Genomic DNA, 24,138 nt, shown 5'->3' with positions numbered 1-24,138 from the left:
TAAACACGGAACGACCGGCCTGTGCTGGCGCGAAATTTTGCGTACATGCGCTTAGTTCTGCACAAGCGTCTCGACTATAGTGTCAGGCCTCTGCATCTACCCTTGTTGGAGCCCCGCAATGCCGAAGAATGGACTGCTTCTGGCACTTGTCCTGAGTCTGCTCAGCGCCTGTGATTCATCCACCCCTGGGCCTGCCGAAGTGACGGCGACCCACGCGCCCTCCGCGAGCAGCGAGGCCGCCAAACCGGCGGTCGACCGCCAAGCACTGGCCGAACGCTACGCCGGCCGTGAACTGACCGTGGTGGATGTCTCGGAAGTGCAACTTGAGGGCGCCAGCACCCTGTCGATCAGCTTCTCGGTGCCGCTCGATCCCGAGCAAAAGCTCGCCGAGCGCCTGCATCTGGTGGATAGCAAAGACGGCAAGGTCGACGGTGCCTGGGAATTGAGCGACAACCTGATGGAGGTGCGCCTGCGCCACCTGGAGCCGCAGCGCAAGCTGGTGCTGACGGTGGATGCCGGGCTGCTCGGGCTGAATGGCAAAAGCCTCGCCGCCGAGCAGGTCACTCGCCTGGAAACCCACGACCTGCAAGCCAGCGTCGGCTTCGCCAGTCGGGGTTCCCTGCTGCCGACGCGCCTTGCCGAAGGCCTGCCGGTGATTGCGCTGAACGTTGACAAGGTGAATGTCGAGTTCTTCCGCATCAAACCCGAATCGCTGCCGGCCTTCCTCAACCGCTGGGGCCGCGCGAGCAATCTGGATAACTGGGAAGCCCGCAGCCTGCTGCCGATGGCCGAGCTGGTCTACGGTGGCCGCTTTGACCTGAACCCGGCGCGCAACACCCGCGAAACCCTGTTGCTGCCAATTGCCGGCCTGGAACCCTTCAAGCAGCCCGGCGTGTACCTGGCGGTGATGCGTGAAGCGGGCAGCTACAACTACTCGCAACCGGCCACGCTGTTCACCCTGAGTGATATCGGCCTGTCCGCACGGCGCTATCAGAATCGTATTGATGTCTTCACCCAGGCCCTGGCCGGCGGTGATGCCCTCGGCGATGTGCGCCTGGAAATCCTTGATGCCGAAGGCCAGGTGCTGGCCGAAGGCAAGACCGATGGCGCTGGCCATGGCGAACTGCCGTTGCCGCCCAAGGCCGAAGTGCTGCTGGCTCATCAGGGTGAACAGACCAGCCTGCTACGCCTGAACACCGCCGCGCTGGATCTGGCCGAGTTCGATATCGCCGGCCCTGTCGCCCACCCGTTACAGTTCTTCGTGTTCGGCCCACGTGACCTTTATCGCCCTGGCGAGACCGTGCTGCTCAACGGCCTGCTGCGTGACGCCGATGGCCGCGCGGTAAAAGCCCAGCCGGTAAATGTGGAAGTGCGCCGGCCGGATGAGCAGGTCAGCCGCAAGTTCGTCTGGCAGGCCGATGACAGCGGTCTGTACCAATACCAGCTGCAACTGGCCGACGAAGCGCCGACCGGACGCTGGCAGTTGCTGTTCGACCTCGGCGATGGTCGTCAGCAGCTCTACGAGTTCTCCGTGGAAGACTTCCTGCCCGAGCGCATGGCCCTGGAGCTCAAGGGCAGCGACGTGCCTTACAGCCCGGCAGAAAATGCCCAGTTCGACGTGACGGGACGCTACCTGTATGGCGCACCGGCCGCTGGCAATCGCCTCAGCGGCCAGCTCTATGTGCGCCCGCTGCGTGAGGCGGTGGCGAGTTTGCCGGGCTATCAGTTCGGTTCGGTTACCGAAGAAGAGTTGAGCGAGGACATCGAGCTGGATGAAACCAGCCTCGACGAGCAGGGCAAGGCCAGTCTGGATATCGAAAGCCGTTGGAGCGATGCCAAATCGCCGCTGCGTTTGATTCTGCAAGCCAGCCTGCAGGAGTCTGGTGGTCGGGCGATTACCCGGCGGATTGTCCAGCCGGTCTGGCCGGCCGAGCGCCTGCCGGGGGTGCGCGGGCTGTTTGACGGCGAAGAAGTCGACGCCGACAGCCTGGCCGAGTTCGAAGTGCTGGTGGCCGATGCCGAGGGCAACAAGCTGGCGGCTGATCAGCTCAGCGTGCGTCTGATCCGTGAGCGCCGTGACTACTTCTGGAACTTCTCCGAGAGCGATGGCTGGAGCCATAACTACACCGAGAAATTCCTCACCCTTAACGAAGAAACCCTCAAGGTCGCTGCTGGCGGCACCGCCAAGATCAGCTTCCCGGTGGAGTGGGGCCCGTACCGCGTCGAAGTGATTGATGCGCAGACTGGCCTGCTCAGCAGCCTGCGTTTCTGGGCCGGCTACCGCTGGCAGGACAACGCCGACGGCGGCGCCGTGCGCCCGGATCAGGTCAAGCTGGCGCTGGATAAACCGGCGTACGTCGATGGCGACACCGCCCAGGTCACCGTTACCCCACCTTCTGCGGGCAAGGGCTACCTGATGGTGGAGTCCAGCGAAGGGCCGCTGTGGTGGGAAGAGATCGAGGTGCCGGCCGAGGGCAAGACCTTCGACATTCCGATTGCCAAGGACTGGGCACGGCATGACCTGTATGTCAGCGCCCTGGTGATCCGTCCCGGCGAGCGCAAGAGCAATGCCACCCCTAAACGTGCGGTCGGCCTGCTGCATCTGCCGCTGGAACGTGCGCCGCGCAAACTGGCGCTGAGCCTCACCGCAGCGGAGAAGATGCGCCCCAATCAGCCGCTCAAGGTCAAGGTGCAGGCGCGCAACGCCGACGGCAGTATCCCGAAACAGGCGCAGGTGCTGGTGGCCGCGGTGGATGTCGGCATCCTCAATATCACCGACTACGCGACGCCCGATCCGTTCGCCAACTTCTTCGGGCGCAAGGCCTATGGCGCGGATCAGTTGGACATCTATGGGCAGTTGATCGAAGCCGGCCAAGGCCGGGTGGCCAAGCTGGCCTTCGGCGGTGACGCGGCGCTGGCCGGTGGCGGCAAGCGCCCGGATACCAGCGTGCTGATCGTCGCGCTGCAGAGCCAACCGTTGAAACTGAACGAACAGGGTGAAGGCGAAGTCAGCCTGAATATCCCCGACTTCAACGGCGAACTGCGTCTGATGGCACAAGCCTGGACCGATGAGCACTACGGCATGGGCGAAGGCAAGACAGTGGTTGCTGCGCCGCTGATCGCCGAGCTGTCCGCGCCGCGCTTCCTCGCTGGCGGTGATGAAACCACCCTGGCCCTGGACCTGAGCAACCTGTCCGGGCGCGAGCAGAAACTCGATGTGCAACTGAGTGCCGAAGGTCAGCTGCGTCTGGCGCAGAACCCCGGTGCGGCGGTGGCACCTATCACCCTGGCCGATGGCCAGCGCACCATTTTGCGCATTCCGGTGACTGCATTGGGTGGTTATGGCCAAGGGCGCTTCAAAGTCAGCATCAACGGCCTGGCTCTGCCGGGTGAAGAGCTGCCGCCGTTCAGCCGCGAGTGGACGCTGGGCATTCGTCCGGCCTACCCGGCGCAGTTGCAGCATTTCCGTGCGGTGCTCAAAGATGAGCCCTGGCTGCTGCCGGCCAATGCGCTGAGTGCCTTCGAGGCGGCAGGGCTGGAAGCGCGGCTGGCGATTTCCAGCCGGCCGCCGCTCAACCTGGGCGAGCAGATTCGAGCACTGAAAGCCTATCCATACGGTTGCCTGGAGCAGACCACCAGTGGTTTGTACCCGTCGCTGTATGCCGATGCGGCCACGCTGAAGCGCCTAGGCGTAGAAGCCGAGCCGGATGAGCAGCGCAAGCGCTCCATCGAGTTGGGCATCGAGCGTCTGCTGAGCATGCAGCGCTACAACGGCAGCTTCGGTCTGTGGGGCGCGGACAGCGAAGAGGAATACTGGCTGACCGCCTACGTCAGCGACTTCCTCCTGCGCGCCCGTGAACAGGGTTTCGGCGTACCGGAAGAGGCGCTGAAAAAGGCCAACGAACGCCTGCTGCGCTACCTGCAGGAACGTCACCTGATCGAGGTCAACTACAGCGACAACGCCGAGCACAGCCGCTTTGCCGTGCAGGCCTACGCCGGTTACGTGCTGGCGCGCAGCCAGCAGGCGCCGCTGGGAGCCTTGCGCAGCCTGTATGAGCGGCGCAGCGATGCACTGTCCGGTTTGCCGCTGGTGCACCTGGCCGTGGCCCTGCAAAAAATGGGTGATCAGCCGCGCGCTGATGAGCTGCTGACTGCAGGCCTGGCCCGTGGTCGCGAGAGCAATAACTGGCTGGCCGACTATGGCAGCCCGCTGCGCGACCAGGCGCTGATTCTGGCCCTGTTGGAGGAACACGATCTGGCCGGCAATCGCCGCGAAGAGCGGCTGTTCAACCTGGCCGATGAAGTGGCCGGGCAACAGTGGCTGTCGACCCAGGAACGCAACTCGCTGTACCTGGCCGGGCGCAACCTGCTGAGCAAGCCGGAGCCGAGCTGGAGCGCCGCGCTGCAAAGCGGCAGCTTGGCTTTCGAGCTGAGCAGTGCGCAGCCGGGACTCAAACTCGATGGCAGCGACCTTACTGCGCCGTTGAGCATCCGTAATTCGGCAAGCAAGCCGGGTGATACCCCGCTGTATCAGCAGCTGACCCTGTCCGGTTACCCCAGTCAGGCCCCAGCTGCCGGTGGTGAAAATCTCAGTATCTACCGTGAATACCTAGGTATGGACGGTGAGAAGCTGGACCTGAGCAACCTGCAAAGCGGCGAGCTGGTGCTGGTGCACCTGGCCGTATCCGCCCAGCAGCGCGTACCGGATGCCTTGGTGGTTGACCTGCTGCCGGCAGGCCTGGAGTTGGAAAACCAGAACCTTGCGCAAAGCTCGGCCAGCCTGGATGACGCCAGCAGTGCAGTGAAAGAGTGGCGTGAGTCGATGCAGAACGCAGCGATCAAGCACCAGGAGTTCCGTGGTGATCGCTACGTCGCGGCGCTGGATGTCAACGGCTACGACACCACCCACCTGCTGTACCTGGCCCGCGCTGTTACCCCGGGAAGCTACCGCGTGCCGCCACCGCAAGTGGAGTCGATGTACCGGCCGAACTGGCAGGCCTTGGGCACCACGCCGGGGCGTCTGGTGGTCAAGGAGCGCTAGAACGCACAAGGCCCGCCAAGTTGGCGGGCCTTGTTGTTTAGCCGGTGTGATTTAGCTGATCAGACCGCTCAGCAACCACAACCCCAGCACCAGCCAGATCATCCCAGCAATGATCGAGCGGCGGATAAAGGCGCGTACCGCCAGGTACAGCAACCAGAGACCGGCCAGCAGCACCACGATGCTGAGCAATGATGGCGTTACCCCCAAGGCCTTGGACATGCCCGTGATAAAGCTGCTGACCGCGCCGCCGAGCATGCCGAAAAAGCCGCTCAAGCCTTCGACGATAAAGCGGATCACCGAGCCGACTGCCTCGCCAAGGGATTCAAAAAAACCGTCTACACCCATAGTTCTCGTTCCACTCGACCCTGCGTTGATTGCTACTGCGCGCCAGTGTGCCAGTCATTGGGCAGAAGGGCCGCGTTACAGAACATGACCCGCCTGCGCTGGACATAGAAAAGCCCCTGCCTCAGCGAGACAGGGGCTTGTGGCGTAGTCCGTTTTAGTTAAGCAGGGTTGGACAGCTGACACCCACTGCGGCAAAGGCCGCAATGGCGTCGGCAGAGCCATAACTGCGGTTCTGCGCCGACTGGATCACGCCGCAGGCGCCGCGGTTGAAGTCGCTGGTTTCTGTCCAATAAAAACGGTTGGCGTCGACAAACACTTCAAATGCTTTGCGGGTATTCCAACCGACTTTCTGGCTGAGCAGGTAGAACGCGCGGTTATACACCCCGCTTGAGTGGTGAACATCCATTCCCGCGCGGTACTTGTCGGCATGGTCAATGGAGCGGCCGTCACGGTTGGGTTGGTCCATATAGCGCAAAGCGCCGTCACCTTTGAAGATGTCGTAGCCGACCTTCCAGTCATTCTTGCCTTTCATAAAGTATTCGGCCGCTTCGCCAGCCATATCTGAGAACGCTTCATTGATGCCGCCGGACTGGTTGCTGTAGACCAATCCCGAATGCAGCTCGGTAAAGCCATGGCTGACTTCGTGGGCGGAGACGTCCAGCGATACCAGTGGGTAGAAGCGATTACGACCATCGCCGAAGGTCATTGCCTGACCGTCCCAGAAGGCATTTTCATAGCCGTTGCCGTAATGCACCTTCATATACAGCTTGCGGTTGAGCAGCGGGCGCAGGCCACCAAACCAGTTGCCATACATTTGGAACACCACGTTACCGAAGTAGTGCGCGTCGTTCAGCGGCGAGAAAGCGCCGTTGATGCTCTTGAAATCGTTGAACGAACAGGCGAACTGAAAGGGTGTGGTGCTGCTGTTATTCAGGCTGTGGTTGAGGTTGACGGTGATGACATTGCCGCTGTCCATCTGGCACTTGTTGTTGACCAACAGATGCCCGTAGTCCGTTCCATACAGGTAACGGCCACTTTTCAGGTTGCCACCCGGGCCGGTTGCCTGGGCGTGGTTGAGGCCTTCCCATTGATCGAGCAGCTCGCCGCTGTTGGCTTCGATCATAAAGAACGGGCGTGAAGGTTTGGCCCCAGGGACAAAAAACGACACCACGTACGCCAGCTGTGCGCGTTGCTGCGCATCGAGCCGCACAACCAGTTCGCTCTGTTCGTTCTCGCTCGGCAGGCCGCTGGCTTTCAGGCTTTTGGCCATTTCCAGGGCTTGTTTGGCGCTGAGCGTTGGCGTTGCATCGCGTACCAGGTCGCTGCTGATGTCACTTACCAGACGGCCGCTGCGCAGGGGCTGGCTACCGTCGGTAAACTCGGTGATGGCTTCGCCCCACACCCGGATGCCCTTATAGAACTGTTGATAGCGCACGACCTGGGCGCCATCAGGCAGTTGCGCGCTCAGGGTGGCGTTCAGCTCGTCCGGCTGCAGCCCAAGGTCATCATGGATGTCGCTGGTACCGGCTATACCGGGGCGGGTTGGCAGGGTTGAGAGATCAATCAGTTCTGCGGCGAAGGTGCCGGCGGGGGAAACAAGTGCGGCGAGTAGCAAAGTTTTCGGGAAGATCTTCCTGTGCATTGATGTAGCTCCATTGGGTAAGCGGAGGATGGCTCCGTGAGTAGACCGTTGCCTTATGGCGATAACGGTTTTTCACTGGTGTTGGCGCGGCGGGTAGCCAGGCGTTAACAGCGAACCCAAGGTATAGGCGTCAAAAATATGAATATCAAAAAAATGACGCAAAAAGATAACAATGGGCGCAAACAGCTCTAGCGCGGTGCTTTTCCTCGTGTGTTCTGGCGGATATGGCATGTTCTGCCATGGCGTAGCGCTTTTGCACGTCAGGTTTCGAGTTGCCAGCAGATGCCAGAATTATTGAGCAGCGCCGCGTATAGTGCGGCGCTTCAGGGATGTGTGTTGAGAGAGGCGCTATGCGTTCTGGGACGGGTCGGTTGGTGGCAGCTCGCGCTGTTCTGGTGAGGTATTTGCGTCGTCCCTGGCTGGCTATTCCATTGTGCCTGCTGCTGGTTCTTGCAGCCGCTGACCGGTTATTTCCGCTGCCTGTGCCGGGTGATGACCTGGCCCGCGTGGTGTTGGCCGAGGACGGCGCACCGCTGTGGCGCTTTGCCGACCATGACGGCGTCTGGCGTTATCCGGTCAGCGCCAGTGAGGTATCGCCCTATTACCTGGAGGCGCTGCTGACCTATGAGGACCGCTGGTTCTATCAGCACCCCGGGGTTAACCCGCTGGCGCTGGGCCGCGCGGCCTGGCAGAACCTCAGTGGCGGGCGCGTACTGTCCGGTGGCAGTACATTGTCCATGCAGGTGGCGCGCCTGCTCGATCCGCATGCGCGCAGCTACAGCGGCAAACTCAAGCAGCTGTGGCGCACGCTGCAGCTGGAGTGGCACCTGTCCAAGGATGAAATCCTCACCCTTTACCTCAATCGCTCGCCCTTTGGTGGCACGCTGCAGGGGGTGGCGGCTGCCAGTTGGGCTTATCTGGGTAAGTCGCCGAGCCAGCTGACCCGCGCCGAAGCCGCTCTGCTCGCGGTGCTGCCGCAAGCGCCCAGTCGTTTGCGCCCCGATCGCCACCCCGAGCGAGCGCAGGCGGCGCGCGACAAAGTGCTCAAGCGCCTGGCCAGTTTTCAGATTTGGCCGCAGTCGGCAATCAACGATGCGCTGGAAGAGCCGGTACTGCTGGCTCCGCGTCAGGAACCGCGTCTGGCACCGCTGCTGGCGCGGCGGCTGAATACGGCGGGCAGCCCACCGCTGATTCGCACGACGATTGATGCTGCCTTGCAGCGCCGCCTCGAAGACCTCTTGCTCGGTTGGCGGGCGCGGCTGCCAGAGCGTACCTCGGCGGCGATTCTGGTGGTGGAGCAGTCGAGCATGGCGGTACGCGCTTATGTGGGCTCGATTGATATCGGCGACACCAAACGCTTTGGTCATGTCGACATGATCAACGCGGTGCGTTCGCCCGGCTCGACGTTGAAACCCTTTCTCTACGGCATGGCCCTGGATGAAGGGCTGATCCATTCCGAATCGCTGCTGCAGGATGTGCCACGGCGCTATGGCGATTACCGCCCAGGCAATTTTGCCGCCGGTTTCAGCGGCGCGGTGTCCGCCAGTGAGGCGCTGGCGACCTCTCTGAATCTGCCCGCTGTACAGCTGCTGGAGGCCTACGGGCCGAAGCGTTTTGCCGGTGAACTGCGCAGTGCCGGGGTACCCTTGCTGCTGCCGCTGTTGGCTGAACCCAACCTGGCGCTGATTCTCGGCGGGGCGGGCAGTCGCCTGGAGGAGCTGGTCAGCGGTTACAGCGCCTTTGCCCGCGGCGGCATGGCCGCGCGCCTGCGGTTTCAGCCGCAGGATGGCCTGCATGAGCGGCGGTTGTTGTCGCCCGGTTCGGCCTGGATTGTGCGACGCATTCTCAGCGGTCAGGCGCGCCCGGACCGTGATCCGCGCGCGCACCTGGTGCAGCGCCCGAGCCTGGCCTGGAAGACCGGCACCAGCTATGGCTTTCGTGATGCCTGGGCGATTGGCGTGGCGCCGCGCTACCTGATCGGCATCTGGATCGGCCGGCCTGATGGCACACCGGTGTCCGGCCAGTTCGGCTTGGCGTCGGCGGCGCCGCTGCTGCTGCAGGTGCATGATCTGCTGGTCAACCGCGACAGCCAGCGCGGCATTGCCTTGCCGGGTGATCCACAGCCGGCCTCGGTCGGCGTGGCCGCCATCTGTTGGCCGCTGGGCCAGCCGCTTGACAGTCGCGATCCCAATTGCCGGCGCCAGCGCTTTGCCTGGACCCTGGATGGCACCACGCCGCCGACCTTGCCGGCGCAGGATCAGCCGCTGGGTTTGGGCCTGCAGGAAATTCTCTGGGTGAATGCCGCCGGGCTGCGTGTGGATGCCAGTTGCCTGGGGGCTACTGTACAGCGCCTGGCGTTGTGGCCGGCGCCGCTGGAGCCCTGGCTGCCGCGCCGTGAGCGCCGCAGTGCGCGCCTGCCGGCGGTTGATCCGCAGTGTCCGCCACGGCATGTGCCCGTCGCTGCGCCGCTGTCGATAGTCGGCGTACGCGAAGGCGACCGTTTACGCCGTCCGGCGGGCAGCGCCGAACCCCTGCGCTTGCGCCTGTCTGCGTTGGGTGGCAGTGGCCGGCGCTGGTGGTTTGTCGACGGCCAACCGGTGGCGGAAACCACGGCCGAAAGCGCGCTTAGCCAGAGTTTCGCGCGGGCCGGCCGCTATCAGCTCAGTGTGCTCGACGAGAGTGGCCAAACCGCCAAACTGAGTTTCAGTGTGTTGCCGTGATCACAGTTCGGAGGGGCCGCGCTGAAAATAGCTAAGGCCAGGTGCCAGGGCGTTAAAGACGCCGGTTGGCTGGTCGATAGGTTATACATCGGTGGGTGATTGAGTTTGTATACATATTTGTATTCAATCAATCTTTTCCAATAATAATCAAAAGGTAAAGTTTCATGAGCGTGTGGAAGCGCAGCATTCAGTGGCAGCTGAGTCTCAGTATGGGCGCAGCCCTGCTTGCCAGTATTCTGATTGTGGTTGGCATTTATTCGGCGGTGGTCAACCGCTTGAGCGAACGCTTTCTGGTTGAGGAAGCATTGCCGGCTCGGGTGTTGGCAATTCGTAATGACCTGGAAAGGGTGCTCACCGCGCCGATTACAGCCAACGCAGGAATTGCCGGCAATAGCTTTATTCAGGATTGGCTGGCAGCAGGCGAAGATCAGGGGCAGCGGGATGCCGTGGCGCGTTACCTGGATGGTGTGCGTCAACAGCAGAACGCCCTGACCACCTCGATTGCCGTGCTGGAAAGCGGCAACTACTTCACCGGCGCAGGCCTGGCTCGGGTCATTAGCCGTGACCAGGCGGAGAACCAGTGGTTCTACAAGCTGGTCGACAGCAGCCGCGACCAGGTGCTGGAAATCGACATTGATAAAGGCACGCGGCTGCCCACCCTGTTTATCAATCAGCGCATCAAACAGGGCACTAAGACCCTAGGCGTTTCCGGTCTGGGCTTCAGCCTCAAGGCCATGTCGGAAATGATTCGTGACTTTCGTTTTGGTGAGCGTGGCCAGGTCTTCCTGATTGATGCTCAGGGCGAGATCAAAGTGCACCCACAAGCCGAGTTGAGCGGCAGTGGGCGCCTTGCGGAGCTGTTTGGTACAGGCCCCGCTGATCAGCTGCTGAACAGTGGCGGCAAAACCGTGCGTTTTGAGCGCAAAGGCGAAGCCTATCTGGCTGTGGCACAGAAACTTGGCAGCCTAGACTGGTTGCTGGTCAGTGAAGTACCTGAGGCGGAAATCTATGCCGAGGCGCGACAGGCGCTGTTCATGACCAGCGCCATCGGCATTGGTGTGGCGCTGTTGTTCTTAGGGCTGGTGGTACTGCTGGCGGGTGGTCTGGTGCGGCCGATCCGTCAGGTGACTGCTGCGTTGGTGGAAATCGGTGGTGGTGGCGGTGACCTGACCCGTCGCCTGGATGAGTCTCGCGAGGACGAGCTGGGTGATCTGGCTCGTGGATTCAATCGGTTTATTGGCGGTCAGCGTAGTCTGATCAGCGATGTACTGGCGACCAGTGAACGTTTACGCGCCTCGGTCAGTCAGGTGGCACAGGTGGTCGATAACACTGCTGGACGCTCCAGCCAGCAGCAGGAAATGACCGATATGGTTGCCACTGCTGTGCATGAGATGGGGCTGACTGTGCAGGAAATCGCGCGCAACGCCAGCAGTGCCGCCCACGCTTCTCAGGCGGCACGCGAGGAAGCGCAGCAGGCCCGCAAGGTGGTGGGGGAGTCGATCAACCATATCGAGAGCATGTCGGCTGACATCGGGGGGGCCGCGGCCGCAGTGGGTGAATTGGCCGAGCAGGTTGCCTCGATTGATCAGGTGCTGGCTGTCATTCGCGGTATCTCCGAACAGACCAACCTGCTGGCGCTCAATGCTGCCATCGAGGCGGCGCGTGCCGGTGAGATGGGGCGTGGCTTTGCCGTGGTGGCCGATGAAGTGCGCACCCTGGCCAGTCGTACGCAAAGCTCGACTGACGAGATCCAGCAGATGATTCAGCGCCTTAAGCAGGGGGCAGAAACCGCCGTCAGTTCCATGCATGCCGGACAGAGCGCCACGGGCACCGGGGTTGAAGCCAGCCAGCGCACGGGGCAATCGCTCAGTGCGATCACCGATCAGGTTGAGCGCATCAGCGATATGAATACTCAGGTTGCGGCAGCCACCGAAGAGCAGTCGTCGGTCACCGAAGAGATCAATCGAAATGTGCAGGGGATTGCGGATCTGGCGCACGCCACCGCCGGCGAGGTGCAAGTCTGTAAGGAAGACTGCCGGACCCTGCGTGGTTTGGCCGATGATTTGGCCAAGCAGATGAGCAGCTTCCGCCTCTAAATTCTGAAACAGGCGGCACTGCTTTGCCGCCTGTTTCAGGCCAGCTCGATGCGGTTGCGGCCGGCGTTCTTGGCTTGGTACAAGGCGTCATCAACCCGTTTGAAGAATGCCTCGGCAGTGCCATCGAGTTGTGTATCAAAGCAGCCCACGCCCAGGCTGGCTGTTAGCGGTAGGGATGTTCCCGGTACGCTGAAGCCTTCGCGCTCAAGCTCCTGACGGAATCGTTCGGCCATCTGGCGTGCTTCTTCCAGGCGGGTATTGGGCATGAGAATGCCGAATTCTTCTCCGCCCAGCCGTAGCAGTGCATCACTGTCACGCCGGAAGTTCTGGCGCATGCGCTCAGCGAAGGCGCTTAGGCAGTGGTCACCGCAAATGTGGCCATATTGATCGTTGATTCGTTTGAAATAATCAATGTCCAACAGCACCAGGGACAACGGCTGGTGCTGCCGCTGGGCGTTGGCCACCATTGCCGGGAACAGGTTGTTGAACTGGTAGCGGTTGCCCAGTTGGGTCAGGCTGTCAGTGCGGCTGAGCTGTTCCAGTTTTTTCTGTTGTTCGAGCAGTTGCCGTTCCAGGGCCAGGGTATTGTGGTATTCACGGTGACTGCGACTGAGGGCCAGCAGCAGGTAGCTCAGATAGAAACTGAGCGTGATCAGGATGGCATGTTGTTCTTGCCAGTCCATGGCCAGGCTGAGTAATCCGGGCAAGTAGAGCAGCAGCAGGGCCAGGATGGCCGGTCGCTTGCGCATGGCAAAGTTGAATGCCAGCGCCGTGCTGAAGGCGATGGTGCTGAGGGTGGCAATGATGGCCGAGTCGCTGAACAGGGGCTGTTTGTGTACGAACGCATGGGCCAGTCCCCAACTGAGCGCCGTCAACAGGATCAATCCCCAGTGAATATTGAGCCAGCGCCTGAGCGTGGCATCGTTCTGCTGTGCGGGGAGGCGATGCAGCACGCGCAGCGCCAAAAGCAGGGCGAAGGTAACCAGACCGATCAGACCGGAGGCGATCAGCGCATCGGGTTCATTGCTGAAGACCCAGGTCAGAAACCAGGCCAGCAGGTAATAGGCACCACCCAGCGGTGAGCGGTTGCGCGTGTCTTGCGCTTCGCGCCAAAGGGCGAACGCTGCTGACTCACGGGGAACGTGGGCTTCAGTCATGCTCTGTGATCACAAATTCGACGTGCTGGCAGCATAACCCGTCCGCACGGAAAAAGCTGTCATATCGCCATCTATGCTGATCGGCGCCCTGTTTGCTTGAAAATGAGGTAAATGCGCAGTGTTCTCCAGTATTTCGCGGTCATTTTCAGCTTTCTGGTGTGATTGACCGAGGTGAGCTAAAACCAAAGGATGGGTGCATCCGTCGCTTGGTTGTTTCCTAAAACCTATCGGGTTCACGCCAGTGGCGTGCATACGGCATGACAAAGTGAGGTGAGCATGTTGATCGGGCGTGCAGGCTGGCTGTTGCTGCTGAGCGTTTGGGGGCATATCGCGGCGGCGGCCGTATTCCCTGAGCGCCCGCTGACCATGATCATCGGCTATGCCACAGGCGGCAGCACGGATCAGCAGGGGCGAGTGCTGGCGCAGGTGTTGCAAGAACAGCTGGGGCAACCCGTTGAAGTCAGCAACCTGCCTGGTGCCGGTGGTGCTGCTGCCACTGCGATGTTGGCCAGCAGTCTTGAGCAAGGCTATGTGTTCCAGTTTGGTGGTTCATCCGTGGTGAGCATTGCCCCACTGCTTTCGCCGGCTTCATATGATATTGACAGTTTTACCTATGTTGCCGGCTTGTCTCTAGAGCAGCCCGCGTTCGTTACTGGAGCCAAGCACGGTATTCGCGATTGGTCTGGGTTACTGGCCTATCTGCGTGCCAATCCGGGGCAGGTCTATGTCAGTCAGGCGGCTGAAGATCGCCTGATTATCAAGGCAATCGCCCGGCGCGAAGGGCTGCAACTGCGTACGATGCCAACCTCTGGTGGTGCCGCTATGGCGCCGCTGGTGATTTCTGGCGAGGCGGTTTTTGCTTACAGCGGCGGCACCCATACCGGCTATACCGATTCTGGTGAGATGCAGGTGCTGGCCAGTCTGGCTGATGAGCGGCTACGCGGTTATCCCGAGGCGCCGACTTTGCGCGAGCTGGGTTACGGACTCGGTTTGCAAACCACGCGTATCGTCATGGTGCCAGCCAATACGCCAGCTGATCAGGTTGAGGTGCTGGCGTCGGCGTTGGCGCAAGCGAGCAAGGATCCGCGCTTCATCGAGGTGACGGAGCGACGTATTCGTCAGCCGGTCATGTTCATGCGCGGTGCAGAGGTCAAGCCGCTGCTGCTGCAACAGATGCAAGAATATCGGGCGCTGATTGATGAAATCGGTCTGTAACCGTGAACCGAACATTCACGGATACGTGATTGCCCCTTCGTTACCCTGAGGCACGATGGTGATGAGCAGTAGATCGATGCCCAAGATGGCCCGCTGGGAGTTGAAGTTCTCCACCCGGATTGCACTGTTGTTCGGCATGCTCGGCATGGTCGCAATCAGTGTGGTGATGGTTTATTCGCTGCGCACCGCCGAGGATAATCTGCAAAGCGAGATCAAGAACCGCCTGCAGCAGTATCAACGGACCATCATCAGTCTTATCGAAAGCCGCCTGCAGTTGCTCGATGTCTATCTGCACAGTGCATCTGCAAGGCGCTCGATAAGTGCCTTGTCGGAGACGGCAGTGGCGGTGGAGGACATTGCTGCGGATGTGGCGTTTATGTTCCAGGACGCCAATACCGATGCTCGTCTGGACGTCTTCTTCGTGCTTGATCCGGCCGGCAAGTTGGTGATGGATGCCGGTCTGCCGTTGTATGACATACAGCCCTTGGTGGCAGCACTCCGTTCCCCCATTCATTACGTAGCGAGTTGGTCTGTGGCTCAGGCAGGGGCGCAGAGTGTCTTGCTCAAGGCCAAACCAATCTTTGACCCTGCGAGCCTGCAATTGCGGGGCTATCTGTTTGTCGGGCTGGTGCTGGCTGATAACCGCTCCTTGCTCGCTGAGTTGAGCGCCAGCAGCCGCCTCGACCTGCTGGTACTGGGGTATGCACAGCAGCCACTGCTGTGGCAGGGCGATCGGGCGCTGTGGCGCGACAGTGCGGCCAGCCTGACACGCCTGGAGCGCGATGGCAGTGAGTTGTATGTGCAGCGCTTGCCGATCACCCTAAAAGGCGTCAAGGAGCCATTCTGGCTGACCCTTGGCGTATCGGATAACCGTTTTGCCTCAATTTATGAGAGCTACCTGCACTCGTTTCTGCTGATCAGCAGCGGCTTTCTGCTGTTGTTACTGGTGGCGGCCTGGTTGCTGCGAATCAGTCATGACCGGGCTATCAATCAGTTGCTTGGATTTATTGAGGCGACTCAGGCAGGGGCCCGTGATCGCGGTTTTCAACCCACCGGCATCTATGAATACAACCGCGTCGGCGTGGCAATGCAGCGCATGGTGGAGGACCTGCAGATTGCGGCCACGGTGTTTGAGGCTGCTGAAGGCATGTTGGTAACCGATGCGCAGTTTGTGGTGTTACGCGCCAACCCGGCATTCAGCCGCATGAGTGGCTACAGCGAAAGCGAAGTGGTGGGCAGCCTTTTCGACCTCACGCTGGTACCGGATAGCCTCGCCAGCAATCGTGCGGCCATGGAGGCGGCGTTGGCCGGGCAGGGCGCTTGGCAGGGCGAAATATTTGGTCGGCGCAAGCATGGTCAGGACTACCCGCAGTGGCTGAGCATTGCTGCCGTGCGCAGCGGCGCGGCTGAACCACACTTCAATTATGTGATCACCCTGGCGGATACCACCCAGCGCAAGGCGGCTGAACAGCGTATCGAGCAACTGGCCTACTACGACCCATTGACCAGCCTGCCCAACCGCCGCTTGCAACGCGAGCGGCTGGAGCATGCCGTGCTCGCCAGCGAAAGCACACGCCAGCGTGGTGCGGTAATGTTTATCGACCTGGATGATTTCAAAACGCTCAATGATGCTCGCGGCCATGACATTGGCGATCAGTTTTTGCAGCAGGTGGCCGAGCGACTGGTGGGCTGCGTGCGGCAGGCTGACAGTGTGGCGCGTATCGGTGGCGACGAATTTGTCATCCTTCTGGAAAACCTGGGCGTCGAGCCGTTGGCGGCTGCGCAGCAAGCCGGCGCCATTGCCGACAAGGTGCTGGTCGCTTTGCGTCAGCCGTTCAGGGTCGGTGGCGTGGAGCACTTCAGCACCTTGAGTATTGGCATTGCCATGTTCAATGGCACCGGTGAGCCGCTGGATGACCTGCTCAAACAGGCCGACCTGGCCATGTACCAGGCCAAGGCGCTGGGGCGCAATACCTGCTGTTTCTTCGAACCCCAGATGCAGCAACGGGTGATGCAGCGCGCCAGCCTGGAAAGCGAATTGCGTCAAGGGCTGCTGAAAAGCGAGTTCATCCTCTACTACCAGGCGCAGATTGATCAGCGTGAAGGGTTGCAGGGCGCGGAAGTGCTGCTGCGTTGGCAGCATCCGCAGCGCGGCCTGCTCACGCCGGGTGAGATCATCCCGATAGCCGAAGGTAGCGGGCTGATTCTGCCGTTGGGCGAGTGGGTGTTGCAGACGGCCTGCGCGACCCTGGCGCAGTGGGGGCGGTCGGCCGAGTTGCGTCATCTGAGCCTGTCGGTCAACGTCAGTGCCAAGCAGTTGCAGCAGCCCGATTTTGTCGAGCAGGTGCTGCATATCGTGCAGCGCAGCGGCTGCAACCCCAGCAGCCTGAAGCTGGAAATCACTGAGAGCATGCTGCTCGATGGCCGTGAAGCGGTGATTGCCAAAATGGCTCGGCTCAAGGCGCATGGCCTGCGCTTTGCCTTGGATGACTTCGGCACCGGCTATTCTTCGCTGTCCTACCTCAAGACCCTGCCATTGGATCAGCTGAAGATCGACCGCTCCTTTGTCTGCGACCTGCTCAGCGATAATCAGGATGCCGATATTGCCTGCACCATCGTGTCACTGGCGCATGCCCTGAAGCTGGACGTGATCGCCGAAGGAGTGGAGACCCAGGCCCAGTGCGACCGTCTGAGCAGCTTTGGCTGCACCTGCTTCCAGGGGTATTACTTCGGCCGGCCGGTGCCGCTGGAGCAGTTGTTTGCCGCAGCGGCGACCGAGCCGGGTTGAGGCCCGCGCAGTGCTCCAGCACGTGATCGATGGCGTCTGGCTGTTCATGTCCGCCCAACGCCATCAATGCTGGTCGCACTGGCTTCGTTAAGGCCTAGCCCCTCGCCCTTGCGGCCATTGCGACGCTGTTTCAGCGCTATCAACAGCAGCATGCTGCCGGCCACCAGGCACGACAACGGGCTTCGGCCACCGGATTTTAGGTTGGTCAGCCCGGGCAGTTGCGCCCTGAAAATCAGGATGGCCAGGGCGTCGTCAGCGTTGGCGCGTTAGATCGCTGCCGGGTGCATGCAGAAAGGCCTGGCGTTGAGCCAGGCCTTTTGGGCTGCTGCGAGGTCCTTCAGGTGCGGCGAGTTATGGCCACTGCATTTCACCCTTGAGCACCTTGGCGCTCAGTTCCAGGCTGCTGGCGTCGAGCAGCTGTGGGTACTTGGCTTTCATGGTTTCGATCAGCGCTTGGCTGTTCTTGGCGTTGGGCAGTGCCGCTTCCAAGTCATTGAGGTAGTTGCGAGTAAAGCGCAGGTCATCCAGGTTTAACGTTGGTTGGCCCATGTAGTGCCCCGGCACCAGGGTTTTCGGTTGCAGTGCTTGCAACTCATCCAGCGATTTCAGCCAGGATTTACGGGCCTCTACTGTTTGTGCATCGGCAATCCAGGGGTGGATGTTGGCGTAGGTCAGCACGCCGCCCACCACGGCCTTGATGCTCGGAATCCACAGGCTGGTGTGCTTGGGGTCATGGCCGATCAGCTCGATGCGCTGGCCTTCCAGGCTCAGGTGATCGCCTTGCAGGGCGTGCGGCACCACTGTACGGGCCGGTGCGGTGTCCTTGAGGATCGGGCCCCAGTAGGCCAGTTTGGGTGCGCGGCTTTTTTCGATATAAGCGATGGTTTCGGCGGTGGCCAGCACCTTGGCCTTGGGGAAGGCGCGGGTCAGGGTGTCCAGGCCGAAGTAGAAGTCCGGGTCGCCATGGCTGATAAAGATGGTGGTGAGGTTTTTGCCGCTGGCTCGAATGCGCTCAACCAGTTCCTGGGCTTCACGGTTGGAGAACTGCGCATCGACCAGCATGACATCGCGCTCGCCGCTGATCAGCGTTGAGGTGACGGGGAACACGGCTTTTTCGCCCGGGTTGTAAACATCCAGGGTCAGTGGTTGGGCCATGGCGGTGGTCGCCAGGGTCAGCAGGCTGGCGCTGGCCAGCAGGCCGCGCAGGTGAGTGATGATCGACATGGTGAACTCCTGTTGAGTGAATGAGCGTATGTTAGTTGCTTTAAAACGATCAAAAAGCCCCGTAATCTGCGCATATTTGTTGCGCTATTTGAGCTAATCATGGATCGCCTGACGGCTACGCGGGTCTTTGTCGAAGTGGTGGAGCGCGGTAGCCAGACCGCCGCCGCCGATGCACTGGAGATGTCACGGGCGATGGTTTCGCGCTACCTCGGTGAGCTGGAAACCTGGGTGGGCGCGCGCTTGCTGCACCGCACCACGCGCAAGCTGAGCCTGACCGGTGCCGGCGAGCAGTTGCTCGGCCAGTGCCGCGAGATGCTGGCCATGGCAGACGCCATGCAGAGCGTCAGCCGTACGGATGAGGCCGCCCCGCGTGGCACTTTGCGCATTGCCTGCAGCCAGTCGCTGGCCCAAGCCTGGCTGGTGCATGCGCTGGATGAGTTTATTCGCCTGTATCCGCAGGTCAGCGTCGATCTGCTGGTGGGCAGCCAGGCGGTCAATCTGGTGGAGGCGCGTATCGACCTGGCCCTGCGCATCACCAATCAGCTCGACCCTAACCTGATCGCCCGCCAGTTGGCGGTGTGCCGCTCGGTGGTGTGCGCCACTCCCGCCTACCTGGCCAGGCACGGCACACCGCAGCGGCCCGAGGAGCTGGCCCAACACAACTGCCTGAGTTATGCCTATTTTGGTCGCAGCATCTGGGAGTTCAGCCGCGCCGGTGAGCCGCATGCCGTGGCGGTGAGCGGCAACCTCAGCGCCAATGAATCCATGGTGCTGCTGGAAGCCGCGCTGGCCGATATCGGCATCAGCTTGCAGCCGCGTTATTCGGTCGGTGCGCATCTGCGTTCCGGAGCGCTGGTGCGGTTACTGCCTGACTACGAGCCGCAGCAGCTGGGCATCCACGCCCTGTACGGCACGCGCCGGCAAATGCCGCCGGCGCTGCGCGCGCTGCTGGATTTTCTGATTCAGCGGTTGGCGGATCGGCCGGACTGGGACCTGTAAGCCGGTCTATAGCGGTTTATTGAACTGGATCAGCGCGCCGCGCTGGCCCTTGGGGTCGCGGCGTTCGACCACGCCGCTGAGGGCATAACCGAGCTTGGGGTAGAGCAGCAGGCCGGCGCTGTTGGCGTTGAAGCACGACACCTGCATGCGCTTGGCGTGGTAATGCTCACGCGCCAGCTGCTCCATCACCGCCACCAGATAATGCGCCACGCCATGGCCGCGGGCCCAGGGCGCCACCATCAGGTTGCCGAGGGCGCAGTGGTCGTTGTAGTGCCACTGGTAGAAGTTGGCAAAGCCGGCCACCCGGCCATCGAACAGGACCACCGTGCTGTCGCGGCGTTCGGCCATGGCGGCGGCCAACTGGCCGATGCTCAGTGGCCAGTCTGCCTTGGGAAAACAGAAGAACAGCTCATCGGCGTTCTGTGGAAAGCCGACAATCTGGGCCAGATCAGCCGCCGCAGCAGGGCGATGGCTGAGGTGTGGGGTGGTGCTCATGCAACATCCTTGTTGAGTGAGGAGTGCGCGCTCAGCGCGGTGGGTATTGGCTTAGCACTTCTGCAACCGTACTGCGAATCGCTGCCGCGCGCTCGTTGGGGCTGGGTTGGCGGCTGCGCAGCACCTGTTCGGCACTGCCGCGCCAGACCAACTTGCCGTCCTTGCCGTCGAGCAGGTCGATCTGCAGGATGCCGACCTGATAGTCCAACGTGCGGGTTTCCACATAACTCGGGCCGCCCCAGAACCCCCCGGACCATGGCTCGCCCCAGCCTCCGCCAAAGTGGGTGCTGACCTGCTGCTGGCGGTTGTCGACGATCATCCACACTTGCACCTTGAGATCGCCCGGCGTATTTGCCGTTGCTGCGCGCAGGCCACGTTGGTCGAGCTGTTCGCGGACCGCGCTGCGAATACGTTGGCCGGTGAGGTCGCTGTTGATGCGCGGGTCATCGGGTTTGAACTGTACGGCAGGTTCCTGCCAGCTCCAGCTGCGGTAAGCGGTAAAGTCCCGCTCGGGGTCGAAGTCGCGTTCCAGCTGCGGTGTCTGGCAGGCGCTAAGGATCAGCAGCAGGGGCAGTAACAGCAGTGATGCACGCATGGGGGCTCTCCTCGGGTTCAGCAATCAGTGTGGTGGGTACGCCGCCAGAGCCTGTTGTACCGCATTGCGCAATGCCGCGGCGCGTTCACTCTGGCTGCCGCTGTTAAGGGTTTCGGCGCTGGCGCTCCAGATCGGCTGACCATCCTGGCCATCGAACAACTCGATGCGCACCACCATGACCTCTTCGGTATAGCTGCGCACCAGCGGCGCACTGCCCCACATGCCGTAGTCGTTGCCATACCGACTATGACCGTACTGGCTGCCGTAGTGTTCGGTGACCTGGCGCAGGCGTTGCTCCAAACGCAGCTCGGCGCTGACCTTGAGGTCGCTGGTGTTGCCGGCGCGATGTGGGCGCAGGCCGCGTTGGTCGAGGGCATTGCTGAGGGCTTCCTGCACCTGCTCGGAGCTGGCCCAGGCCGTGCCGGCAGGCAGGCGTTGCCAGCTCCAGGTGAGGTAGCGGCCGAAGTCGCGTGGTTTTGCCGGATAGGCGCTGAGATCCAGTTGCTGGGCCGCCTGTGCAGGAGCAGGCGGCAGGGGCTTACTTTCGGCGGTATACGGGTTGTCGCTCTGGCAGGCTGCGAGACTCGTCAGTAGCAGTAATGCGCCCAGTCTTTTCATTGAGTGTTCAGCCTCCAGTGAGAGGGCAATCAGCGTGGCCGGCAGATCCAGTGCAGGTAGCGCCCCAGCCCGGCAAAGCTGGGGTGGCGGCGGTAGGCCAGTTCCATTTCCAGCAGGTCGATCAACTCAGCCTTGGCCTGAAAGGGTGGCGGCATGTAGTCGTGAAACACCCGCACGCCACTCTGGCTTTCGACCTGCCAATTCGCCTCAAGTTGCGCCGCCAGCTCGCGCGGATCAAGCGGCATCTGCGGGGTCAGACTTTGCTTCTCGCCAGCAAACTCGGCCTTGCGCAGCTTGCGGAAGTGGCCTTTAAGCAGGTTGCGGTAGATCAGCGCATCCTTGTTGTAGAACGCCAGCGACAGCCAGCCACCGGGCGCGCACAGCTGGTGCAGCACCGGCAGAATGCTGTGCGGTTCGGCCAGCCACTCCAGCACCGCATGGCAGATCACCAGGTCGTAAGGTTGCTCTCGCTGGCCGAGCAAGTCCTGCCAGGGCGCTTGAATAAAGGTGGCATGTTGTCCTGCTGCGGCAAAGCGCTCGCGTGCACCATTGAGCATCGGTTCGGCAGGTTCCGTCAGCGTCACCTGATGGCCGCGCTCGGCCAGCCACAGCGACATATGGCCAAGCCCCGCGCCAATATCCAGCACCCGCAGCGGCCTGTCGGGCAGGGCTTCGGCGAGATCGGCCTGGAGTACGGCCAGGCGAATCGCACCCTTGGCGCCGCCGTAGATCTTCTCGGCAAAACGCGTGGCCAGCTCGTCGAAGTGCCGATCAGTCATGGCGTGTCTCCGAGGAAACGCCGTTCGTTGTCGGCCAGTTTGGCGCGCACCACCTGTTCCATGTCCAGACCCAGTTCGCCACACAGCAGCACCAGATAGAGGATGACGTCGCCGATTTCTTGCCCGGCATGGGTGAGTTGCTCAGCGCTGAGTTGCCGCGATTGCGCTTCGTTCAGCCACTGGAAAATTTCCACCAGCTCGGCCATTTCCACGCTGGCGGCCATGCTCAGGTTCTTCGGGCTGTGAAAGGGACGCCAGTCATTGTGATCACGAATGGCGTGCATACGGGTGGTGATTTCAGCGAGGTTCATCAGGCGCTCCAGCAAACAGACGCCTAGCTTCGGGGGTTCGGCCGTGCGGTGCAAGCGGCTGCCGTACTGGAAACGGCAGCCTCCGGAGGATTCAGCCCAGTGTTCGCCAGTGGCCGGTCATGTGCACGCGCTCATCATCACCGAGCAGGCTGAACTGGCCATTGGCCGCAGGCTCGCTGCTCAGTAGGCGTACGTCGGCGGGCAGCAGCACCGGTTTTTGGAAACGCACGCTCACTTCATAGCCGGCGGCAGGCAGGCGCGTGCCCAGCTCGGCCAGGGCGCGGCCTTTGTTCCACAGCCCGTGGGCAATGGCGCGGGGGAAGCCGAACAGCTTGGCGGTGGCGGCAAACAGATGGATCGGGTTGTAGTCGCCAGCAACGCGCGCGTAGCGCCGGCCGATATCGGCTGGCACACGCCAATGCGCCAGGGTGGTCTGCTCAAGCGCTGTTTCGCCGTCTCGCTCGAGTGGCTTGCCGTCCAGACGCAGGGCGCGGCATAGGATGCGGCTATCACCTTCCCAGAGCAGGCCGAGCTGGTCGTGCAGTTGGGTGATCAGGCTGAAGGTCACGCCCTTGTCATGCGGCTGTAGGTTTTGCACCTGCACGCTGACCGTGAACGGCCCGAGGCCTCCAAGCGGGCGTAGCACGCGGATATGGTTTTCCAGATGCACCAGCCCCAGCAGCGGGAACGGAAAGCGCCGGTCTGTGAGCAGCTGCATTTGCAGGGCGAAGGCCAGGATATGCGGATAGGGGGCGGGGAGAAGGTGGTCGTCAGCAAACCCACAGATCTGCCGATAGCGAGCCAGGTGTTGGGTATTCACGGTTACCTGACAGCGCACGCCCAACTCAGGCAAGCGGCGCCCGGTGACGCGGCGACGCAGAGCCGCGCGTAGAAAAAGGCCGGGTAATGCGGGTGGGGTGGGCAGATCGAGCCAGTCGATGGCCATGGGGGCACTCCTCAGAACGGTGGCAGCAGCTTAGTCGGCGCGTCTGTATCTGCATTGGCCGCCCTGCCTGGTTGTGCGGCGGGGCAGTCAATTGCACGTATTCACGCCTTGAGCGCAGGACCTAAAGCTGCCTAAGATGGCTGCGCCTCGCGAACAATAAGAATTTCTGAAAAATGCGTGACCTGACTGACGACGTGGCGCTGATGCGGCCCGTATTAGATGCCTTGCGTGCCAGTGGTACCGATCCTGATCGCGTGCTGGCGCGTGTCGGCCTGCCGCCTGGTGGTTTGCCCGCCGGCCGGTTTCCGCATGCCGCCCAGACGCTGTTCTGGAAGGCGGCGATCGACGAATGCGGTGAAGAGCATGTCGGCCTTTACCTGGCCCAGCACCTTCCAGCCTTTCATGGCCTGCTGCTGGAATACCTGTTCCTTTCCAGTGAGACCTTCGGCGAAGGCCTGCGCCATGCCCTGCGCTATGTACGCCTGCTCTCCGACACCCTGAACGCCAAGCTGGACGTCCAGGGCGAGCGCGCGGTGCTGGTGCTCGGGCTGGTTCCCGGCACCCCACGCCATTTCCCGGAAATGCTCGCCGGCGCGGTGATCCGCTTGTTCGATGCGCTGACAGAAGGTGACTTTACCCCCTATGAAGTGCAGTTCATGCATGCCGAAGGTGCCCCGGCTGAGCGTTATCAGCAGGTGTATGGCTGTCCAGCACAACTGGGTGGTGAGCGTTACGCGCTGGTGTTCAATGCCGCTGTGCTGGACAAAACCTCACGGCATGCCGCCCCGGAACTGCTGCGCATGCACGAGTCGTTGGCGCGGCGGCAGCTGGCCGAAGTCGAGCGACTGGACCTGGTGCGCAAGGTGCGTGAGCTGATTGGCGAGTTGCTGGTCGACAGCGGCGCGACCCTGGAGCAGGTCGCCGCGCGGCTGAACATGCCGGCGCGGCGGCTGCGCGAGCGACTGGCCATGGCCGGGGTGCGCTTCAATGACCTGGTGACTGACTACCGCTGCCGTTTAGCCAAGGACCTGCTACTCAATACGGATGAGCGCATCGAGGTGATTGTCGAGCGCACTGGCTTCTCCGAGCCGAGCACCTTCTATCGCGCGTTCAAGCGCTGGGTCGGCGAAACCCCGGTGGAGTTTCGCAAACGCGGCAAAAATTGAG

Annotated in this window: 17 protein-coding genes and 1 pseudogene; 8 read left to right on the top strand and 10 right to left on the bottom strand. The window is 61.8% G+C overall.

Going from position 1 to position 24,138, the window contains the following annotated elements; translation table 11 throughout:
- Positions 1-118: 118 nt before the first annotated feature.
- Positions 119-5,041 carry an alpha-2-macroglobulin family protein gene (locus tag OU997_RS04475; RefSeq protein WP_267809226.1) on the top strand — a complete coding sequence of 1,641 codons (4,923 nt, stop codon included), beginning with the start codon at positions 119-121 and terminating at the stop codon, positions 5,039-5,041.
- Positions 5,042-5,092: 51 nt separating this feature from the next.
- Here OU997_RS04475 and OU997_RS04470 read toward each other — a convergent pair whose 3' ends face one another.
- Positions 5,093-5,386, bottom strand: coding sequence for a hypothetical protein (locus OU997_RS04470; RefSeq protein WP_108488246.1), 294 nt, complete (start codon positions 5,384-5,386; stop codon positions 5,093-5,095).
- 154 nt (positions 5,387-5,540) lie between these two features.
- A complete protein-coding gene (locus tag OU997_RS04465; RefSeq protein ID WP_267809224.1) occupies positions 5,541-7,028 on the bottom strand; it encodes a M4 family metallopeptidase in 1,488 nt (495 codons plus the stop codon).
- A 350-nt stretch (positions 7,029-7,378) separates the two neighbouring features.
- Between OU997_RS04465 and pbpC the strand changes: the two genes are divergently transcribed.
- The 3 genes and pseudogenes from pbpC (at position 7,379) to OU997_RS20945 (ending at position 11,844) form a co-directional block, all read left to right on the top strand.
- Positions 7,379-9,748 carry a peptidoglycan glycosyltransferase PbpC gene (pbpC, locus tag OU997_RS04460; protein ID WP_420713238.1) on the top strand — a complete coding sequence of 790 codons (2,370 nt, stop codon included), beginning with the start codon at positions 7,379-7,381 and terminating at the stop codon, positions 9,746-9,748.
- Between the two features lie 164 nt (positions 9,749-9,912).
- A pseudogene (locus OU997_RS20950) lies at positions 9,913-10,974 on the top strand (cache domain-containing protein); the annotation flags it as partial.
- A gap of 132 nt (positions 10,975-11,106) precedes the next feature.
- Positions 11,107-11,844: a methyl-accepting chemotaxis protein gene (locus OU997_RS20945; RefSeq protein ID WP_371920641.1), complete on the top strand. Its 738-nt coding sequence runs from the start codon at positions 11,107-11,109 to the stop codon at positions 11,842-11,844.
- Positions 11,845-11,879: 35 nt separating this feature from the next.
- Here the strand turns inward: OU997_RS20945 and OU997_RS04450 are convergent, their stop codons facing one another.
- The gene (locus tag OU997_RS04450) at positions 11,880-13,001 is read right to left on the bottom strand and encodes a GGDEF domain-containing protein (protein ID WP_267809221.1); all 1,122 of its coding nucleotides are present in this window, start codon (positions 12,999-13,001) and stop codon (positions 11,880-11,882) included.
- 276 nt (positions 13,002-13,277) lie between these two features.
- Between OU997_RS04450 and OU997_RS04445 the strand changes: the two genes are divergently transcribed.
- Positions 13,278-14,216, top strand: a complete 939-nt coding sequence (locus tag OU997_RS04445) for a tripartite tricarboxylate transporter substrate binding protein (RefSeq protein ID WP_267809219.1) — start codon at positions 13,278-13,280, stop codon at positions 14,214-14,216.
- 76 nt (positions 14,217-14,292) lie between these two features.
- The gene (locus OU997_RS20845) at positions 14,293-17,004 is read left to right on the top strand and encodes an EAL domain-containing protein (RefSeq protein ID WP_324288928.1); all 2,712 of its coding nucleotides are present in this window, start codon (positions 14,293-14,295) and stop codon (positions 17,002-17,004) included.
- 351 nt (positions 17,005-17,355) lie between these two features.
- On the opposite strand, the gene OU997_RS04425 is transcribed toward OU997_RS20845, so the two are convergent.
- A complete protein-coding gene (locus OU997_RS04425) occupies positions 17,356-18,228 on the bottom strand; it encodes an MBL fold metallo-hydrolase (protein ID WP_267809217.1) in 873 nt (290 codons plus the stop codon).
- Between the two features lie 99 nt (positions 18,229-18,327).
- Here OU997_RS04425 and OU997_RS04420 point away from each other — a divergent pair, with 99 nt between their 5' ends.
- On the top strand, positions 18,328-19,227 hold the full coding sequence (locus OU997_RS04420) for a LysR family transcriptional regulator (protein ID WP_267809216.1): 900 nt from the start codon (positions 18,328-18,330) through the stop codon (positions 19,225-19,227).
- Positions 19,228-19,233: 6 nt separating this feature from the next.
- Here the strand turns inward: OU997_RS04420 and OU997_RS04415 are convergent, their stop codons facing one another.
- The 6 genes from OU997_RS04415 to OU997_RS04390 all read right to left on the bottom strand — a co-directional run bounded on the left by OU997_RS04415 (position 19,234) and on the right by OU997_RS04390 (position 22,971).
- Positions 19,234-19,722 carry a GNAT family N-acetyltransferase gene (locus OU997_RS04415; protein ID WP_267809215.1) on the bottom strand — a complete coding sequence of 163 codons (489 nt, stop codon included), beginning with the start codon at positions 19,720-19,722 and terminating at the stop codon, positions 19,234-19,236.
- A 31-nt stretch (positions 19,723-19,753) separates the two neighbouring features.
- Positions 19,754-20,317 (bottom strand): DUF4136 domain-containing protein, encoded by a 564-nt coding sequence (locus tag OU997_RS04410; protein ID WP_267809213.1) that lies wholly within the window; start codon positions 20,315-20,317, stop codon positions 19,754-19,756.
- Positions 20,318-20,341: 24 nt separating this feature from the next.
- Positions 20,342-20,935 carry a DUF4136 domain-containing protein gene (locus OU997_RS04405; protein WP_267809211.1) on the bottom strand — a complete coding sequence of 198 codons (594 nt, stop codon included), beginning with the start codon at positions 20,933-20,935 and terminating at the stop codon, positions 20,342-20,344.
- Positions 20,936-20,964: 29 nt separating this feature from the next.
- Positions 20,965-21,714 (bottom strand): methyltransferase, encoded by a 750-nt coding sequence (locus OU997_RS04400; protein ID WP_267809210.1) that lies wholly within the window; start codon positions 21,712-21,714, stop codon positions 20,965-20,967.
- The gene (locus tag OU997_RS04395; RefSeq protein WP_108488258.1) at positions 21,711-22,025 is read right to left on the bottom strand and encodes a nucleotide pyrophosphohydrolase; all 315 of its coding nucleotides are present in this window, start codon (positions 22,023-22,025) and stop codon (positions 21,711-21,713) included. Before OU997_RS04395 ends, OU997_RS04400 begins: the two co-directional genes overlap by 4 nt.
- 91 nt (positions 22,026-22,116) lie before the next feature.
- Positions 22,117-22,971 carry a MaoC/PaaZ C-terminal domain-containing protein gene (locus OU997_RS04390; RefSeq protein WP_267809207.1) on the bottom strand — a complete coding sequence of 285 codons (855 nt, stop codon included), beginning with the start codon at positions 22,969-22,971 and terminating at the stop codon, positions 22,117-22,119.
- A 173-nt stretch (positions 22,972-23,144) separates the two neighbouring features.
- Here OU997_RS04390 and OU997_RS04385 point away from each other — a divergent pair, with 173 nt between their 5' ends.
- Positions 23,145-24,137: an AraC family transcriptional regulator gene (locus OU997_RS04385; RefSeq protein ID WP_108490016.1), complete on the top strand. Its 993-nt coding sequence runs from the start codon at positions 23,145-23,147 to the stop codon at positions 24,135-24,137.
- The last annotated feature ends 1 nt before the right edge of the window (position 24,138 follow it).

The organism is Pseudomonas sp. SL4(2022), from assembly GCF_026625725.1.
Classification (GTDB): Bacteria; Pseudomonadota; Gammaproteobacteria; order Pseudomonadales; family Pseudomonadaceae; genus Aquipseudomonas.
The sequence above is the reverse complement of the archived record's forward strand: the minus strand, read 5'-3'. Positions and strand labels throughout refer to the sequence as shown.